14 protein-coding genes and 1 pseudogene are annotated in these 17,080 nt (G+C 57.5%); 11 read left to right on the top strand and 4 right to left on the bottom strand.

What is annotated here, in order from left to right:
* Nucleotides 1-82: 82 nt before the first annotated feature.
* The gene (locus EGT36_RS11550) at nucleotides 83-1,024 is read left to right on the top strand and encodes a DUF6615 family protein (RefSeq protein ID WP_099057171.1); all 942 of its coding nucleotides are present in this window, start codon (nucleotides 83-85) and stop codon (nucleotides 1,022-1,024) included.
* 85 nt (nucleotides 1,025-1,109) lie between these two features.
* On the opposite strand, the gene EGT36_RS11555 is transcribed toward EGT36_RS11550, so the two are convergent.
* The 4 genes from EGT36_RS11555 to EGT36_RS11570 form a co-directional block, all read right to left on the bottom strand.
* A complete protein-coding gene (locus tag EGT36_RS11555) occupies nucleotides 1,110-2,576 on the bottom strand; it encodes a site-specific integrase (RefSeq protein ID WP_125270427.1) in 1,467 nt (488 codons plus the stop codon).
* Nucleotides 2,577-2,679: 103 nt separating this feature from the next.
* Nucleotides 2,680-3,123: a hypothetical protein gene (locus tag EGT36_RS11560; protein ID WP_099057173.1), complete on the bottom strand. Its 444-nt coding sequence runs from the start codon at nucleotides 3,121-3,123 to the stop codon at nucleotides 2,680-2,682.
* A 49-nt stretch (nucleotides 3,124-3,172) separates the two neighbouring features.
* Entirely contained in the window at nucleotides 3,173-5,542 is a 2,370-nt protein-coding gene (locus EGT36_RS11565; RefSeq protein WP_125270428.1) for a hypothetical protein, read from the bottom strand.
* Entirely contained in the window at nucleotides 5,539-6,969 is a 1,431-nt protein-coding gene (locus EGT36_RS11570) for a hypothetical protein (RefSeq protein ID WP_125270429.1), read from the bottom strand. Before EGT36_RS11570 ends, EGT36_RS11565 begins: the two co-directional genes overlap by 4 nt.
* Nucleotides 6,970-7,500: 531 nt before the next feature.
* Here EGT36_RS11570 and EGT36_RS11575 point away from each other — a divergent pair.
* The 10 genes and pseudogenes from EGT36_RS11575 to EGT36_RS11620 form a co-directional block, all read left to right on the top strand.
* A pseudogene (locus tag EGT36_RS11575) lies at nucleotides 7,501-9,177 on the top strand (phage tail protein); the annotation flags it as partial.
* A gap of 30 nt (nucleotides 9,178-9,207) precedes the next feature.
* Nucleotides 9,208-9,414 carry a hypothetical protein gene (locus tag EGT36_RS11580; RefSeq protein ID WP_004440775.1) on the top strand — a complete coding sequence of 69 codons (207 nt, stop codon included), beginning with the start codon at nucleotides 9,208-9,210 and terminating at the stop codon, nucleotides 9,412-9,414.
* A gap of 140 nt (nucleotides 9,415-9,554) precedes the next feature.
* Nucleotides 9,555-9,809, top strand: a complete 255-nt coding sequence (locus EGT36_RS11585; protein ID WP_003497070.1) for a hypothetical protein — start codon at nucleotides 9,555-9,557, stop codon at nucleotides 9,807-9,809.
* Nucleotides 9,810-9,900: 91 nt separating this feature from the next.
* Nucleotides 9,901-10,572, top strand: coding sequence for a response regulator transcription factor (locus tag EGT36_RS11590; RefSeq protein ID WP_003509815.1), 672 nt, complete (start codon nucleotides 9,901-9,903; stop codon nucleotides 10,570-10,572).
* Nucleotides 10,562-11,962 (top strand): ATP-binding protein, encoded by a 1,401-nt coding sequence (locus EGT36_RS11595; RefSeq protein WP_125270431.1) that lies wholly within the window; start codon nucleotides 10,562-10,564, stop codon nucleotides 11,960-11,962. The genes EGT36_RS11590 and EGT36_RS11595 overlap by 11 nt, the downstream gene beginning before the upstream one ends.
* 104 nt (nucleotides 11,963-12,066) lie before the next feature.
* A complete protein-coding gene (locus EGT36_RS11600; protein WP_037091716.1) occupies nucleotides 12,067-12,495 on the top strand; it encodes an RT0821/Lpp0805 family surface protein in 429 nt (142 codons plus the stop codon).
* A 160-nt stretch (nucleotides 12,496-12,655) separates the two neighbouring features.
* A complete protein-coding gene (gene ccmI, locus EGT36_RS11605; protein ID WP_037091530.1) occupies nucleotides 12,656-13,819 on the top strand; it encodes a c-type cytochrome biogenesis protein CcmI in 1,164 nt (387 codons plus the stop codon).
* The gene (ccmE, locus tag EGT36_RS11610; protein ID WP_004440798.1) at nucleotides 13,816-14,328 is read left to right on the top strand and encodes a cytochrome c maturation protein CcmE; all 513 of its coding nucleotides are present in this window, start codon (nucleotides 13,816-13,818) and stop codon (nucleotides 14,326-14,328) included. Before ccmI ends, ccmE begins: the two co-directional genes overlap by 4 nt.
* Nucleotides 14,325-16,316, top strand: coding sequence for a heme lyase CcmF/NrfE family subunit (locus EGT36_RS11615; RefSeq protein WP_037091527.1), 1,992 nt, complete (start codon nucleotides 14,325-14,327; stop codon nucleotides 16,314-16,316). Before ccmE ends, EGT36_RS11615 begins: the two co-directional genes overlap by 4 nt.
* Before the next feature lie 185 nt (nucleotides 16,317-16,501).
* Nucleotides 16,502-16,957 (top strand): cytochrome c-type biogenesis protein, encoded by a 456-nt coding sequence (locus EGT36_RS11620; RefSeq protein WP_037091525.1) that lies wholly within the window; start codon nucleotides 16,502-16,504, stop codon nucleotides 16,955-16,957.
* The last annotated feature ends 123 nt before the right edge of the window (nucleotides 16,958-17,080 follow it).

The raw sequence follows: 17,080 nt of genomic DNA on the forward strand, positions 1-17,080 counted from the left end.
GAGGATTTAGAGAGCCAAGTGCGCTTTCTTCTCGATGACCTGATTGCAAATCCAATCCCTATAGAAAGCCTCGTGTAGTTGAATGCTCTGCAATTTTTCGACAACGTTTCCAGAATTCGTGGCGGCATTCCTTGATCAGGGACGCAGCCTCCGGCGCCGCTTTCGTGAAGAGACAATCACCGATCTCATGATGGGCAACCTTATGGCCGCTTCGGGAGGCAAGCTCATCGTGGAATTTCCGGACGAGCCAGCGACAGGCGCCGACATGGAATGGAACTTTGTCGACCGCCGGTCGCGAACGTTCTTCCAGATTCTCGTTCAGGCGAAACAGGCCTATGGTACGGGCACAGTCTGGTCGCGCCACAACTACCGCGAATTGTATCACGTGTCCGGATCGAAGCCGCAAGCACACACCCTGTGCAACGCTGCTCGGACGTCAGGAACGTCCAGCTACCCTCTGTACCTCTTTTATCATCCGAGTTCGACAATATCGCTGGCGCAGAAAGCCGGCGTTATGAATATCCAAGGTGTCAACATAGCAGACGGCTTCTTCATAGAGCACTTGGTTAGGACTGCAAACGGGCAGCGGCTCCGTACTCGCAACAGAAGCCTAAAGGCGATCGCGCCGGTCCTAAATCCGCTTTCGCTGTTGTTTTGCCCGCCTGTCACACTACCGCTTTCACCTGCGGCATATCTCGGAACATCACCAACGGTGTTCTTGGTACAACAAATCGGCGGTCGCCCGAGTGTGGGCGTTCCAATGCCGCCTGATCCGCATACTGTCCGAAGGCGCGTTTTGTTGATATCCGACATGGCTGCTCGAGGTGTTGTATCTGAAACGAAATCTCGTCAAGAAGAGGACGAATTCGTCTCACTCGACCACGTGCCGCTGGTGTCAGAACATATACCCGATTATGTCGAAGACATTATTGAAAGGCGCGGACGCCGCAGTGGCGAGGATGCCACGCTTGATCGATGGCGGCTAACGTTCTTATCAATTGCGTCCGAACCGCAGCCAGATTAAATGTCTGATATCATGAATAATTGCAGAAAATACCGCTGAGTTTTTCGCATCTCTGTCACAGCACGCCTTGGGTAACTCCGATGGCTCAGTCTGTGCTGTCAGCTACGAGGGTTGGGCCTGATGATTTTTGTTTTGGACTGATATCCGGATGGTTGAGAAGCAATTGGAGTGCTTTGACAACCATCGAGTTATCCTGATGCTTGACAAGGAGTTCTGCAGTTTCAAGGAGAAGCCCCTGTCGCATTACACTAAGACTGTTCGTTTTAAGAATTAGAATGTCGTAGAGCTTTCGGAATAATTCCGCTTCTGGAGTGCCAACTTTCGTCAAGTGCTTAAATAGAGGCGCGTTTACGTAGTATTTAATCGAAGTAGTCACATTGTTGTGCCCAAGGGCGCTAGCCAAATTTTGAAGGACATTGTTTACTAGAGAGGCGTCGAAATTATATCGGTTATTTGAAAAGTACTCGCGCCACAATGACGCAGCAGTATTCGTGGCGTAGTAAGCCCTGAGCTTGTGTGCGCTGCTTTTGATCCCGAGGCATCTAAATCCAGCGCCAATAATGTCGCCGATTGCTTTGGCCGTTAAGCGTTCACCTGATTTTTTCTCGGACAGAAAGAGATGCCGGCTTGGTTCGAGACCCGCGCGGGAAGCCTCATGTTGTTTTAGATAGCTCGCGCGAATACCCCAAATACCGTTCTCTAAGATATCGCACACCAGTTGCGGATCAAAAGGCGCCCACCTTTCCTTGTCACCCTTGCCCTTTACGAGCACGCGCATGAATGCATATTCTGTACCTTTCTTTAAAGAAAGGACTTTGCCAACTATCGACTGTTGAAGTGGCCTGACATCAGCGATGCTATCAAGGTCGATCAACTCTCTGGTGATGCCGTTTTCAAGAAGAGCATGAGCAATTTGGTCAACGTTGACATTTCCTACTTCGTCGCATCGCAGACCTCCTAAAGCCATTGTGCGAGCGATCAGCCAGTTGCGATCAGCGACCTGCTTTTCGTGTTCTGGTGGGGAGGAAAGTTTGAGCTTCTGTTGCGTTCTGAAGGCCTTACCGCGGAGAAAAGAATACAGTCTCAAAACTTCGCTTTCCTGTGGAGAGCGAGGCGCCTTGGGAGATGGCTTGAAACCTTCGGCTCTACTCCAAACAGGGTATTCTCTCTTCAGCCGGCCATTCCACGCGGTTTTACTGGATAAAGGGGTATTACCTGAAGGGCTCACAAAATTTGGTGTCTTATCGCCGTCTGCTCCGAAAGGCATTGCCCTGTGAATGACCCGGTAAAACTCGAAAACGCAATGAATTTTTTTCGATATTCGATGATTAGTCGCCCGTTGAGCCGGATGGATTTTTCGCCGTCCGTTCTTCTCTATTACAACCCACCCTTGGCTGGTCCGCCATCTTTCTAGTATATCGTCGCTTACGTCGAAGAGACAAAGTCCGTTATTTGCGAGGAAGGTAAGCCACTCCCGGAGAGCATAGGCCTCTGGCTTCATAGAGCTTATCTTGACCCGCTTGTTTTCGGCAGAGTAGCCAAAATAGTACATGGCTGGCTCGCATATCGTTCGGTCAGGCCACCTTAGTATGGGAAGACCAGGTCGCGGAGCGGATGCCCAATTGAGATTCTCATCAGCAAACGTGAGCTTGAAGTCAGAGGTTACGTATGTCTTCATCACGGAAGCCAGCTTCTTTCAACGCGACATGGATCCGGCTGATCCGCTGAAGCAAGTGTACGGTTCGTAATTCGAGCCGCTCGATGATAAGGCTCTGCTCCTTTATCTGGCGCTTGAGTTGTGAGTTATTAGTCGATGTAAGATCATTGATGTCTGACAATGCTTGGTAGAAAGCTGTAATAAGGTCTTTGTTGACACCGTGTTCGTAGTCTAGTTTTACGTATGACCATGTCCATAGTCCAAGCGAGGGGGCGTACCACTCCCGAAGTCGCTTGCGGTCAGGTGGTATGGACAGGTTATTCGGAAGTTTGCCAGGGTTCTCGGCCGCAGATTGAGCCAGCGCAACTTTGCGGGTCAGCGATACTAAGCACCGTTGCTTTTTCTCAGGGCCGCTTAGGGTGTCGAACTCATCCTCCGTCATATCGCGATCCCAGCGCTCACCGGTCGGATATGGTATGAATTCGTACCTTTTAATTATAACGCTGCTTGCCATCGACGGCTGCCTCCGCTTGCTTCAAGGACGTAAGAATATCGTCAACGATCTTGCTTGCCCCTGCTGCGAGACCAGGTGTCGCAGCAAATTTGACCTCGCTTTGCATCTCCTCGATCTTGATTTTTACTTCAGCCTGGTTTGCGCTCAAAAGAATCGCGAGGGGACAGCCAATGCATGGATGGGCTCCACTAAAGGCGTAGTTCGGCTTTTTTTCCTGATGCGTGCTCTCGTGCCCCTTGTTCTGGGGGTGTAGGGAAGATGCAGCAAGACAGTTCGCTGCCGCCGCGTCTACGGCGGAGCCGCGCTTGAAGTTGCAATACACGGGTACGCCCGGTACCGGCTCTAAGAAATTGGATGCGACGAACTTGGTGACTTGAGCGATGACGTCGGCGCGCGCCCCTTCTTCGCCATTAGTAGGAATGGCCGACATCCGGATTCGTGCATATGCGGTACTTTCCATGTCAGAGAGGGCGTCGAGCAAGCGAGCTGCGCCTCTACCGATGGGTTTTTCGAAGCCGTCGTAAATGTCCATCATCGTTTTGACGAAAAACTCTTGCCTGACTTCGTTCCAGAGATTTGAGAGTTCGTCTCGGTCTTTGAGCGCCGTTTGCGCGTCTTCCAAATATTTTCGTTCCTGTTCGGACATTTCGGCAATTGTCTTGGCCGTGCGCCGCTGCACTTCAGTCCTGAGCCAAAGAACGGCACCGTTTTCATCGTCATCCATGTAGATGCCGGTCATATCGGCCGAGCTATGCCTAAGCATCCAGCTTGTTGCATCGAACGACCGCCAGAGATTGCCGTGATAGAAACTTATGACAAAGCCTTTTCGGTACATATGGAAATTCAACTGCCACACATGGCTGTCAGCAGGAGGAGGGACGCCCGCAATGGTCGTGAATTCAACGAGACGGTTGGCAAATCTAGTATCCACGAGCATGGTCTTGCCGTCGCCCATGTCGCTCTTAAATCTGAAAAGGAAGGGGCTGTTAGACGCCATTCGGACAGGTTCAGATAGCTTCTCAAGTAGTTCGATCGCGCATCGTACAGCATCAGGGACGGGGATCGCGTCGACCGCGCGGATAGTTTTCTCGATATAGATAGAGAACATAAGCCCAGTCGGACCGGTCGAAAGACAATTAGCGGTCAGCGATTCTACTTCACCACGGCGCCTGGCCGTAAAGATACCGATGACCATTGCACAAGCGACGTACAGCATGGACACTGCAGTGCTAAGAGGCAAGCGTTCACCAACGTCAATCTTAGAACTGAGTACTAGGCTGAGTTTTGGCAACTCTTCCGGCCAGTCGATGTCTAGCTGTCGATGTAACGAAGCGATGCGGGACGCGTAGTCCTTAGCGTTACTTACCGACTTTGACCGAAGCTCGAGCGCTCTCAAGATATACGGGCTGAAAGTAATCACCCACTGGGCGGCAGCGGAAAGTAGACGCATCATGTCGTGCGGGTATAACGCGGACGTTCGTTTTCCCTTGCTGCTAAATTTGAACACCGGGAATTCCGGGTGGAAATTCAGTCCCGGTTCGAGAAGAATATTCTTAACAGTAAGCCTGTCTAGTGTCTCCCATCCCCGAAACCTGTCACCAGAATTTGCCGGCCCGTTAGTATGGCGAAGGTCGTTAACCCGTATCGCGACAATCTCCGGATCGATACCCTCTTTTTCCATGAACAACGGGAAACGCTTTTTGAATGCATTTTCAAAGCGCGAGGAATGAGCGAGTGATTTCGCTGTGACACCTAGGATTGACGCGATTTTTGCCCATTGAAGGCGAAATTTACGCCCGTGTGTGAGTTTCGGTAGCTCAAAACCCGGAAGTTCAAGAAGTTCATCAAGCCACGATATTACCGGGAGAAAGTCGACAATGTCGCCAGACCTGACGTCGTGTGCGAACTGATCGAAGTGATTTGTCGTTAAGGCTGCGAAACTTTGCACAGCGTTGGCGTTGCACCACCGTAGGAGGTCATCGACGCGATCCATTCTTCGAAGAGCGCTCTTCGGAGACGCCTTCCTCATCATTCCTGTCCCGGAAAGTACCTCTAAACAAAAAAACCGGCGCCTGAGCGCTGTGAGATACTCCGACTCATAAGTGCGGTCTAGGATGAAGGCGAGGGAGTCCGAAAAGCTGACTGGAATTTCGGCTCCACGAACTAAAAGTGGGTCGGCATCCCGTACCAGCCAATTCACCTGCAACAGGTCCCTTCTGCCAGCCGCAGCATTACCTTCAAAGTACATTGTCTCCGACGACGTCCCGACAATGCAGCTTGGAATCAATGTCCGGGACAGCGCATCCTCATAGACGCGGATAAAAAAATTCAAATCAAAGGCGCTCATCGGAATATATCCAAGATTCGAGGAAGCAAAATCGCGCCGCTTTTGAGTTTGCAGCGCGTTTGCCTTACCCCTTCTCGATAAACGTCACCAAATCCGCTGTCGAACGCGTGCTTCCTGATCGCTTTTATGGATGCCAGTAGAGGAACGCCCTGGACTTGCCAGCGCTGCGGGCCGATAAATTTCCTCGATTTTATCAAAGAGAGTTTTATACAATATATTTCTATCAGCCGTTCTAAAGAAGGCTCAAAGGTAAGGTATTCTGTGTCGGTAACCGTCTGAGATTTGCGGGCGATGGTTAGCGAAGCTGAGATCCCAGACACGACTGACATGTATGAAAACCATTCTAGGTCACCAGCCGGTACACGAAATTTAACTGCGAGTTCAGGTGATTTTGCGACCAACTCAGCTTGGATGCAGTTTTGCCAGAATGCTTGTGCCTCGTTTAGCTCTTGTTGCTGCACCTTGTCGTCGTAGTGAGTTAAGATTGTACGCGACGAAGAGTGGTTTGAGGCGTAGCTGGCTAGACTGACGGACCGGAGGCTCCGCCTCTTGGAGTTGATATATGACTGTCTGATGGTCTGATAGCCTATGCCTTTGGTGCTCAAGCTTTCGCCTAGCTTATAGCCAGCAATATCTCCCTCCGCTGAAGTTATCCCACTCTGCGAAATCGCTAAAAAGAAACGGTCCTGGATACGCCCCAAGTCAAATCTGCGCAAAGGAGCTACTAATTCTTGATATCGGTCGAAAATGGCAAGAGTCGTATTATCTTCGATCACACAGGAATTTGCGCTTTCAGAAGTTTGCTCATCTGATATTTGCGCTTCCCACAAGAAATCCAATTTGTCTTGGTCAAGGTCAAAACGCCTGAAGCCTCGTTCCAAATGGGCGGCCACGTAATGGTCCGCGCGATTTTTGAACGCTGCAAGAAATGCTTGGTCACCCATTGCGCTTTTGCTGCCAGTTCTAAACGCGTATGGCTCCGCAGGAAGCAGATCGATTTGCTCCTTGTTCCAGCCGGTTGCTATGCAGAAAAGTATCTTGACCGCGATTGTGCACGGTACGCTCGCGCCGAGGCAACCATATGCGTGTTGATAAAGCTCTTTGGTGGTAAAGGCTCTATCGTTTGTCACAACCGGGAATCCAGCTTCCCGCCAGACAGCGGGAAAGTGCAAGCCGTGGTGAGGATGTCGGTGAGTTGGTGCTGCACCGCAATCAATCTCTCGTTTCAGTGAAAAAAGCAGGTTTCGAACAAGGCTCCACGATTTGCCTATCGCTCTAGGCGTTTGCTCGTCTCGAAGAATGGTCTGCCCGATTTTAAACACCGACTCCCATTTCTGGAAAACCAAGAGCGCGTCGTCACGGAGCAACTGTAAAGCGGCCTCATCTCGCTTGGCCGCTGGTACCCCTCGAAGTTTTTGAAGGTCCAAATCTCCCAACGATATCCCGACCTGTGGGGGTGCGTTAGGTGTTGGCATTATCTTTCTGTGAAACTGAGGATAGGGCCGGTCCGGCAAATTTCCGAGGGCTGTAAAAACCTCGCTAATGTGAACCTGAGTTCGCCTCGGCCAGTCTTTTCCGAAGTAAGCAGCGTTCGATTCTAAGTACCGCGAGATAGTCATAGAAAGCTGAGATGTCGCTGCGTCAGGTGAGTTTTCCGGATATCGACCATAGCGAATTAGGGAGATGAACGGATCCCGCAGTTCAGCGGGCGCTGTCCCCGCCCAAGTCAGGAATCTCCTGAAACGGGAATCTGCCACGTCGGATGCAACAGTCCGAGCATCAGCGCAAAATGTTACGCCGTAAAGTTTTTCGAGATTTGACCAACTCGGTATGCGATTAGGTGCCGCTCTTATAGGAGTGCGCATACTTCGACCTCGTATGGCTTAAAAAGCCATGCCTACCAGCTCTTCTACACTTTGAACCACATCACACCTATTAGATCAATAAGTGAAAACTACTGGCGCACGGGCCACTGGCTTAACGGCCGGCTGGGAACGGCGACGCTTGCCGACACCGTCGCCGCCATTTTGACGGATCACGGCTTTTCCGCTTTCGACGTCTCCGCCATCAGCGGCGATCTGATCGGTTATGTGCAAGGCGAGGTAACTTCGGCCCGCAGCCTGCTGGAGCCGCTGATCGCGGCATTTCAGCTGGATGTGGTGGAGGATGCCGGCACCCTGCGTTTCCGCTCCCGCAACGGAGCTGTCACGCCCGTTCGGGATATTTCCATTCTCGCCGATCTGGAGGGTGAACCGCTGTGGTCGGAAAATCGCGGCCACGACAGCGATTTCCCCGCGGAAGCCGTTCTGACCTCGTTCAACCCGGCTCTGGACTACGAGCAGGCGAGCGTGCGTTCGCGGCGCGTGGAGAATGCCGGCAGCCGTGTCATGCGCCTCGATCTCAACGCCGCTCTATCTTCGGAAACGGCGCAAGCGGCGATCGAGGCGGCCTTGCGCGACAGCCGCCAGGCACGGCGCAGCCTGCGTTTTGCCCTGCCGCCGGGGCAGATTGCGCTGGAACCGGGCGACTGCATCCGTCTCTCCACGAACGCCTTTCCGCAGGCGCCCGCAGGTCGGTTCATGGTCAGCCGTATCGAGGATGGCGCAGTGCGGCAGGTGGAGGCGCGGGCCTTTTTTCCGGCCTTGTCAACTTTTGCCGGTGTGGCGGATGAGCGACGTGCCCATGGCGCAAGCGGCAGCGAGGGTTTCGCGCCGGAAGTGCTGTTTCTCGATCTGCCGTATCAGGACGGTGCGGCGGCCGAGCAGTCGGCGCGAGTTGCCGCCTTTGCGAAACCCTGGCGGCACATCGTCGTCTCGGCCTCATCAGGCACGGAAGGATACGGCCAGCGCGTCGTGCTCGACCGTCCGGCCAGGATCGCAACGCTGGCAATGCCGCTGAAGCCTGGACCCTCCGGTCGCTTCGACCGTGCAAATACCATCGTGCTCGATCTGCCTTTCGGCGAAGTTGCATCGGCCGAACCGCTTTCGGTGCTGAACGGCGAGAACCGCATCGCCGTGAGGGCGGCGAATGGTGTCTGGGAAATCGTCGCTTTCGCGAAGGCAGAGGAAACCGCGCGGTCGCGCTGGCGGCTTTCTGTTCTCCTGCGCGGCCTTGCCGGCACGGAAGACGCGTTGGCCACCGGTGCGCCGGCAGGGGCGCCCGTGGTTGTTCTGGATACCGCGGTACAGCCGCTCGGTCTGCTCGCCGGAGAGCGTGGCCGGCGAATGAACTGGATTGTCGAGGCAGCGGAACAGGCCGGTGCGCCGGTCGGGCCTTTCTCCGTCGAGATCGGATTTCGGGCGCTGACGCCGCTTGCGCCGGTGCATCTTGCCGGCCTGCGAAAAACGGATGGCGTTCTCATCAGCTGGAAACGCCGGGGGCGGATGGACGCCGATGGCTGGGACGCAAGCGAGATTCCGCTGGATGAAGCTTTCGAACGTTATCGGGTGGAGGTGCTGGACGGCGACGAGGTGCGGCGTACCGCCGACGTCTCGGAACCCCTCTGGTTTTATCCAGCAACAGCCGAACTCACAGATTTTCCGGCGCTGCGGGATCACATTTCCGTGCGAGTCCGCCAGCTCGGCCGCGCGGTGCCCCTGGGAGTGGCGGCACAGGCCGTTCTCCCGCTTTCATAAATGCCTGAAAACAAAGCAAAGGACGACAAGATGGACAGTACCAAACCGTGGTATCAATCCCGCACGATATGGGGCGCGCTGATTGCGGTCTTCGCCCCGCTTTTCACCATTGCCGGCTTTGATCTGCCCGCCGGACTTCACGGTGAGCTGGCCGACGGCCTGATGACCGTGGCCGGCGGAATTGGCGGTCTCATCGCGCTTTACGGCCGCCTTTCGGCGACCCGTGCGATCCGCTGACGCAGCCCGCGCAAGCGCCGCTCCCGTTCCGTCTTCCCGCTGCGGGGGCGGCATTCATTTGCCATTCAGACGCTTTGCGCTACATATTCGGTCACAATACGGTTCAAGACGCACCCGTTTTTTTTGTGGAAGTTTGTAGAATGGCATCACCTCTCATCATCGCGACGCTTGCAGCCGGGCTTTCCGGTTTCACGGCGCCCGAGGCTGATTTGCAGGGCCACTACATTCTCGCTGCCAGCGACTGCGGCGCGGCCGTGGCCCGCGTTGTACGCGAAACCGGCGGCCAGCTTCTTTCTGTCTATCCTTCCGGCGACGGTCAGTCCTGTGTCGTCACCGTTCTCGTCCAGGGAAATGGCGAGCGCCCGCGCAAGGTGACGATGCGCGTGCCGATGTAGCTTGCCCGCATCGCCGAAATATCGGAAAACGATCCGAGACATCTAGCATGACCGGCCACGCACGCGGGCCGGGAACAGGAAAGGGCGGACAATGCGTATTCTCGTTGTTGAGGACGATGCCAATCTCAATCGTCAGCTGACCGATGCTCTCAAGGAGGCCGGTTATGTCGTCGATCAGGCATTCGACGGCGAGGAAGGCCATTATCTCGGTGACACCGAGCCCTATGACGCCATCGTTCTTGATATCGGCCTGCCGCAACTCGATGGCATCACCGTCGTCGAAAAATGGCGCGCGGCCGGAAAGGCCATGCCTGTTCTCATCCTGACCGCCCGCGACCGCTGGAGCGACAAGGTGGCGGGCATCGACGCCGGCGCCGATGACTATGTGACGAAGCCTTTCCATGTCGAGGAAGTTCTTGCCCGCGTGCGCGCGCTCATCCGCCGCGCGGCCGGCCACGCTTCTTCCGAACTCGTCTGCGGCCCGGTCCGGCTCGACACAAAGTCCTCCAAGGCGACCGTCAACGGCACGACGCTGAAACTCACCTCGCACGAGTTCCGGCTCCTGTCCTATCTCATGCATCACATGGGTGAGGTCGTATCGCGCACGGAGCTGGTCGAGCATATGTACGATCAGGATTTCGACCGCGATTCCAACACGATCGAGGTATTTGTCGGACGTCTTCGCAAGAAGCTCGGGGTTGATCTGATCGAGACGATCCGTGGTCTCGGTTACCGGATGCAAGCGCCGGCAGATGCGAAGTAATTCTCTCACCGCCCGCGTCCTGCTGCTCGCCTCGCTCTGGTCGGTGCTGGCGCTGGTGGTGATCGCCGTCGTGATCTCGACGCTTTACCGCCAGGGCGTGGAGCGCAGCTTCACCGATCTTCTCAGGGCACAGCTCTATAACGTCATCAATTCCGTGACGATTTCCAACGAAAATACGTTGGCCGGCAGCCCGCAGCTTGGCGATCTGCGCTTTTCGCAGCCCGATACCGGCTGGTACTGGGTTGTCGAGCCGCTCGGAAATTTCCAGACCGCGCCGCTGGTCTCTTCCTCGCTCGGCGTTTCCACCCTTCCGGTGCCGAGCATTCTCGACGCCCCCTTCGACAACCGCTACGAGCGCTTTTATGCCGTCACCGACGAGGCCGGCAATCAGGTGCGGGTGGCGGAAACCGAAGTCGTGCTGGATGGCGAGGGGCGTGCAGCGCGTTTCCGTGTCTCCGGCAATCTGAACGTCGTGGAAGACGATGTGCGGGACTTCTCCAACAGCCTCTATCTGGCGCTTGCCGTTTTTGGTGTCGGAAGTCTTGTCGTCAATGGTCTTGCCATTCTCTACAGTCTGCGGCCGCTCGATCAGGCTCGCGTCGCACTTGGCAAGATCAGGGGCGGAGAGGCGGTAAGCCTCGAAGGCGAATTCCCGCGCGAAATTCAGCCGCTCGCCAACGAGGTCAACGCACTGATCGATAGCAACCGAAGGCTTGTGGAGCGCGCGCGCATGCAGGTCGGCAATCTCGCCCATTCACTGAAGACGCCGATTGCCGTTCTCCTGAACGAAGCCCGCACGCTCGATCCGCAGCACGGCGATCTGGTGCGGGCGCAGGCGGACGCCATGCAGGCGCAGGTGCAATCCTATCTCTCCCGCGCCCGCATCGCCGCCCAGCGCGGCTCCATCCTTGCCCGCGTGGAGGCCGAACCGGCGCTGGAACGGCTGGTGCGCGTCATGCGCCGCCTGAACCCCGACAAGCAGTTCGTGCTGAATTTCGAGCAACCGGGCGCGGTACTCGGCATGGAGCAGCAGGATCTGGAAGAGGTCGTCGGCAATCTTCTCGAAAATGCCGCGCGTTTTGCACAGACGCGTGTGGTCATTACGCTGGCGACCGGTACGCACCCATCCTCCGACGCCGAAATCGCCCGTCGCGCCTGGGTGGAGCTGACGGTGGAGGATGATGGGCCGGGACTTGAGCCGGAACAGATCAGCGAAGCGATGAAGCGTGGGCGGCGATTGGATGAGAGCCGCCCCGGCACGGGCCTCGGATTGTCGATCGTTTCAGAGGTGGTGTCAGAGTACCATGGCCGCTTTTCGCTGTCGCGCAGCGCCATCGGCGGGTTGAAGGCAGATCTGATTTTGCCCGGCCTTTCGAAAGAGCTTGCGTGAGCCGAGAAAAAAGGCAAGAAATTCAACGCTGGTATATTGATGCAATGCGGTAGGAAAGAGGACAGGGTTTGGTTGACGTGTATGATGGCTGCCGCTCCGTGACGATGCGTTCGCTGGTGTCACGCCCGGCACTTCTCTCGATCCTGTGCGTTTCCATGCTGAGCGCCTGCACCACCACCGGCACCCGCCCGGCAGGCGGCGGTCTTTTCGGCCGTTCGTCACAGCCCTCCACGCCCTTCCTTGCCAATCTGGAAGGCGGCATTGTCGGGCGAAGCGGCGTGCAGCTTGACAGGGGTGACCAGACAAAGGCGCTGGAGGCCGAATATAAGGCGCTGGAAACGGCCCCGGTCGGCACGCCTGTCACCTGGACGGGCGATGACGCCAGGGGCCAGGTGGTCGCCAATGCGCCCTATCAGGTTGGCAACCAGAACTGCCGGCAATATTCGCACACCCTGACGGTAGACGGACGCGAAACCCGGGCGCGTGGCGCAGCCTGCCGCAATGCCGATGGAAGCTGGTCGCCGCTGACATAACCGGTTTGACGCAAATCAAGGTCACGGGCCCTTTGCGATGACAAGAGAGGCATGGCGGTGCAGCCGGGGGAACGGCCTGCGGTGCGGCGTGATGTCTCAAATTCGCGTCATCCCTGCGCTTCATGTTTCCATGTGCCGCGCATTCGAGTAATTGAGCCTTATGTTCTGGATTGTCGTTGCGATATTGACGGCGGCTGTTGCCATCGTCCTGATGTACCCGCTGATGCGGAAGACCGAGGCGCCGCAGACGCGCCGTGACGGTGAGGTTGCCGTTTATCGTGACCAGCTGGCCGAACTGGACCGCGAGCGCGCCGCCGGCCTGATCGGGCAGACCGAGGCGGATTATGCCCGCGCCGAAATCGGCCGCCGTCTGCTTGCCGCCGCCGAAGCGGAAGAGCAACCCGGCAAGGAAACCCGGCCGCGCCGGCACAATCTCGCCGCCAGCCTGATCACCATTCTGTTGCCGGCGCTGGGTCTCTGTCTTTACATCTGGAACGGCAGTCCGGAGGTGCCGGACATGCCGCTCGAGGCACGCCTTGAAAAGCCCGGCAACGACATGAATCTGCTGGTCGCAAGGGCCGAAAGGCATCTGGCGCAGAACCCGGATGATGGCGCGGGCTGGGACATTCTGGCGCCGATCTATTTCAAGATGCAGCGGCTTGGCGACGCCGAGCTCGCCTATCGCAATGCGCTTCGCATTCTGGGCCCGAGCGCCGAACGATTGACGGGCCTTGGCGAAACGCTCGTGGCCGGCAATGACGGTATCGTCATCGAGGCGGCGCGGGATGCATTTGCCGAGGCGGAAAAGCTTAAACCCGGCAACCCGCGTGCCCGTTTCTATCTCGCGCTGTCGCTGGAACAGGCCGGCGAGGCGGAGGAAGCACGCGCGGCCTTCACTCAGCTGGCGGCAGACGCCCCGGCTGGCGCGCCATGGCTGCCCCTGGTGCGCGAGCATATTGCCCGGACTGGCGGCGAAACGAAACCTGCCGCACCCGGCCCGACGACCGAGGACATGGCGGCGGCAAAAGACATGACGGCGACCGACCGGCAGGCGATGATTGAAGGTATGGTGGCGAGCCTCGACGCCAAGCTGAAGGATAACCCGGCCGATTTCGAAGGGTGGATGCGGCTCGTGCGTGCCTATTCCGTGCTGAAGAACGAAGCCAAGGCCGGAGAGGCGCTGCGGGCGGGGCTGAAAGCTTTTCCGCCGGAGGGTGAGCAGGGCAGGCAGCTTCTGGCGCTGGCGAAGGAACTCGGCGTTTCCGCCGGACCGATCCGTGTGAACGGGAAACAGGATGCCGCGCCGCAGGGAGTGACACAATGACCCGCAAACAGAAACGACTCGCGATCATCGGCGGCGGCATGAGCTTCATCGTGGCGGCCGTGCTGCTGGTCATGTTCGCCTTCGGCCAGTCCATCGCCTATTTCTACATGCCGGCCGATCTGGAAAAAACGCCCGTCAACCCCGGCACGCGTATCCGCCTTGGCGGGCTGGTGGCGGAAGGGTCGATCAAGCGCGGCGAGGGCCGCACGGTGAGCTTCACGGTGACGGACGGCGAAGCGACTGTGCCGGTCAGCTATACCGGCATCCTGCCCGATCTCTTCCGCGAAGGGCAGGGCGTGGTGACCGAAGGCATGTTCGATGCCGCGACCCACGGTTTCGTGGCCGACAGCGTGCTTGCCAAACACGACGAGAACTACATGCCGAAGGAAGTTGCCGACCGGCTGAAGGACAAGGGTCTGTGGCAGCAAGGCGCAGAGGGAGAGAAACCCGCGGCCGCAACGCCGGCCGCCGGCACGGCTTCGACTGACAAGACCGGAGCAACCAAATGATCAACGAGATCGGCCATTACGTTCTGGTCCTGGCGCTTGGCGTGGGGCTGATCGTGTCCACGCTGCCAGTCATCGGCGCGCGCCGCAACGACCGGGCGCTAATGGACATCGCTTCGCTCGGCTCGGTGCTGATGTTCCTGCTCGTTGGTTTGTCCTTTGCGGCGCTGACGCGGGCCTATGCCGTCTCGGATTTTTCCGTGCGCAACGTCTGGGAAAACTCCCATTCGCTGATGCCGATGATCTACAAGCTGACCGGTGTATGGGGCAATCACGAAGGCTCCATGCTGCTTTGGCTGCTCATCCTCGTGTTTTTCAGCGCGCTCGTCGCCACCTTCGGCCGCAACCTGCCGGAAACGCTCAAAGCCAATGTTCTTGCCGTGCAGGCATGGATTTCCGTCGCCTTCCTGCTGTTCATCCTGCTCACCTCCAATCCGTTTCTGCGGCTGGAGCCGGTGCCGGCCGAAGGGCAGGATCTGAACCCCATCCTTCAGGATTTCGGCCTCGCCATTCATCCGCCGCTGCTTTACCTCGGTTATGTCGGCTTTTCCGTCTGCTTCTCCTTCGCCGTTGCCGCATTGCTGGAAGGCCGTATCGATGCCGCCTGGGCGCGGTGGGTGCGGCCATGGACGCTCGCCGCCTGGACCTTCCTGACCGCCGGCATCTCCATGGGTTCCTACTGGGCCTATTACGAACTCGGCTGGGGCGGCTGGTGGTTCTGGGACCCGGTGGAAAACGCCTCCTTCATGCCGTGGCTTGCCGGCACCGCGCTGCTGCATTCGGCGCTGGTCATGGAAAAGCGCGAGGCGCTGAAAATCTGGACCGTGCTTCTGGCGATCATGACCTTTTCGCTCTCGCTGCTCGGCACCTTCCTCGTTCGCTCCGGTGTTCTCACCTCCGTGCATGCCTTCGCCACCGATCCGAGCCGCGGCATCTTCATTCTCGGCATTCTGACCGTCTTCATCGGCGGCGCCTTCGCGCTCTTTGCATGGCGTGCGCCGTCGCTCAAAGCCGGCGGGCTATTTGCGCCGATTTCGCGTGAGGGATCGCTGGTTCTCAACAACCTGATCCTGACGGTCTCCACCGCGACCGTGCTGATCGGCACGCTCTATCCGCTCATTCTGGAAACGCTGACAGGCGAAAAAATCTCGGTCGGCGCGCCTTTCTTCAATCTCACCTTCGGCCTCCTGATGATCCCGATCCTGATCGTCACCCCGTTTGGGCCGATGCTCGCCTGGAAACGCGGCGATCTCCTGGGCGCATTCCAGCGGCTCTATGTGGCGGCGGCGCTCGCCGCTCTGGCGGGACTGACGCTCTGGTACATTGAAAATGGCGGCCCGGTACTGGCCGCACTCGGCATCGCTGCCGGTTTCTGGCTGATCCTCGGCGCATTTGCCGATCTCTGGTATCGCGCCAATTTCGGCAAGCTCGCTTTCGGTATTGCGTTTCGCCGCCTCAAAGGCCTGCCGCGCTCGGCCTTCGGCACGGCGCTGGCGCATATGGGTCTTGGAATCACCGTTCTCGGCATCGTCATCGTCACCACCTATGAGACCGAGACCGTGCTGGAAATGAAAGAGGGCATGGCGGCGGAAGCGGGCGGCTACAGCCTGACCTTCGACGGCATCCGCCACGCCGTCGGACCGAACTTCACCGAGGATCGCGGCCATTTCACCGTGCGCAAGGCAGGCGTGGAAGTTGCGGATGTCTGGTCGTCCAAGCGGCTTTACACGGCCCGGCGCATGCCGACGACGGAAGCCGGCATCCTGACCTTCGGTCTCAGCCAGCTCTATGTCTCGCTTGGTGACCCCATGGCCGATGGCGGCATGGTGGTGCGCATCTGGTGGAAACCCTTCATCCTGTGCATCTGGGGCGGCACGCTGTTCATGATGGCGGGCGGGTTCATTTCTCTCTCGGACAGGCGATTGAGAGTGGGGGCGCCGAATCGCAAGGCGAAGCCGGCGCAGGCTGCAATGCCGGAGGCGGCGGAATGAGTGTGGAGCGTGCGGCAGGTTTCTTCTCCCCCACGGGAAGAAGTGCCGAGCAAAGCGAGGCGATGAGGGGGAAGCCGCATACACTGAGAGTTATGGCTGGCGTGGGCCCCCTCATCCGACCCTTCGGGCCACCTTCTCCCCGGCGGGGAGAAGAAATGCGCCGCACTCTTTCGGGATTGCCTCGGATGCTGGCGGGTTTTCTGCTTCTCTTCGCTGTGCTTGTCTCAGCATTTCCCGCTTCCGCCTTCAATCCGGACGAGGTGCTGAAGGACCCCGCGCTGGAGCAGCGCGCTCGCAACCTCACGTCTCAGCTTCGCTGCATGGTATGCCAGAACCAGTCGATCGATGACAGCAACGCCGAACTGGCGCGTGACCTGCGCGTTCTGGTGCGCGAACGGCTGGTCGAGGGTGACAGCGATAAGGCGGTCATCGATTATGTCGTGTCGCGCTATGGCGAATTCGTGCTTCTCAAACCGCGCCTCAGCCTGCGCACCGTGCTTTTGTGGGGCGCACCCATCGGCCTCACGCTTGTGGGAATTTTCGCCGTCTTCGTCTTTTCGCGTCGCCGCGCCACCCTTGAACAGCCACAAAAACTGAGCGCGGATGAAGAAGAAAGAATTCGCAACCTCATTGAAAAATAATTGTTTTTCATTTTTTCCCACGGTTCTTTTTCAACATTACGGATTTTTCATTCCTCAGACACTTCGCCGTAAGGTGTCGCCTCCTATATCTTCATCATCCACCGCTTCCCCGGTCACACGGGT

The sequence above is a fragment of the Agrobacterium sp. FDAARGOS_525 genome, from assembly GCF_003938925.1.
Lineage (GTDB): Bacteria > Pseudomonadota > Alphaproteobacteria > Rhizobiales > Rhizobiaceae > Agrobacterium > Agrobacterium pusense.

Excerpts from the sequence above, each read along its gene's own strand:
- EGT36_RS11550 (WP_099057171.1), top strand. The coding sequence starts at position 83 with ATGCTCTGCAATTTTTCGACAACGTTTCCAGAATTCGTGGCGGCATTC.
- EGT36_RS11555 (WP_125270427.1), bottom strand. The coding sequence starts at position 2,576 with ATGTACTATTTTGGCTACTCTGCCGAAAACAAGCGGGTCAAGATAAGC.
- EGT36_RS11560 (WP_099057173.1), bottom strand. The coding sequence starts at position 3,123 with ATGACGGAGGATGAGTTCGACACCCTAAGCGGCCCTGAGAAAAAGCAA.
- EGT36_RS11565 (WP_125270428.1), bottom strand. The coding sequence starts at position 5,542 with ATGAGCGCCTTTGATTTGAATTTTTTTATCCGCGTCTATGAGGATGCG.
- EGT36_RS11580 (WP_004440775.1), top strand. The coding sequence starts at position 9,208 with ATGGACAGTACCAAACCGTGGTATCAATCCCGCACGATATGGGGCGCG.
- EGT36_RS11585 (WP_003497070.1), top strand. The coding sequence starts at position 9,555 with ATGGCATCACCTCTCATCATCGCGACGCTTGCAGCCGGGCTTTCCGGT.
- EGT36_RS11590 (WP_003509815.1), top strand. The coding sequence starts at position 9,901 with ATGCGTATTCTCGTTGTTGAGGACGATGCCAATCTCAATCGTCAGCTG.
- EGT36_RS11595 (WP_125270431.1), top strand. The coding sequence starts at position 10,562 with ATGCGAAGTAATTCTCTCACCGCCCGCGTCCTGCTGCTCGCCTCGCTC.
- EGT36_RS11600 (WP_037091716.1), top strand. The coding sequence starts at position 12,067 with ATGCGTTCGCTGGTGTCACGCCCGGCACTTCTCTCGATCCTGTGCGTT.
- ccmI (WP_037091530.1), top strand. The coding sequence starts at position 12,656 with ATGTTCTGGATTGTCGTTGCGATATTGACGGCGGCTGTTGCCATCGTC.
- ccmE (WP_004440798.1), top strand. The coding sequence starts at position 13,816 with ATGACCCGCAAACAGAAACGACTCGCGATCATCGGCGGCGGCATGAGC.
- EGT36_RS11615 (WP_037091527.1), top strand. The coding sequence starts at position 14,325 with ATGATCAACGAGATCGGCCATTACGTTCTGGTCCTGGCGCTTGGCGTG.
- EGT36_RS11620 (WP_037091525.1), top strand. The coding sequence starts at position 16,502 with ATGCTGGCGGGTTTTCTGCTTCTCTTCGCTGTGCTTGTCTCAGCATTT.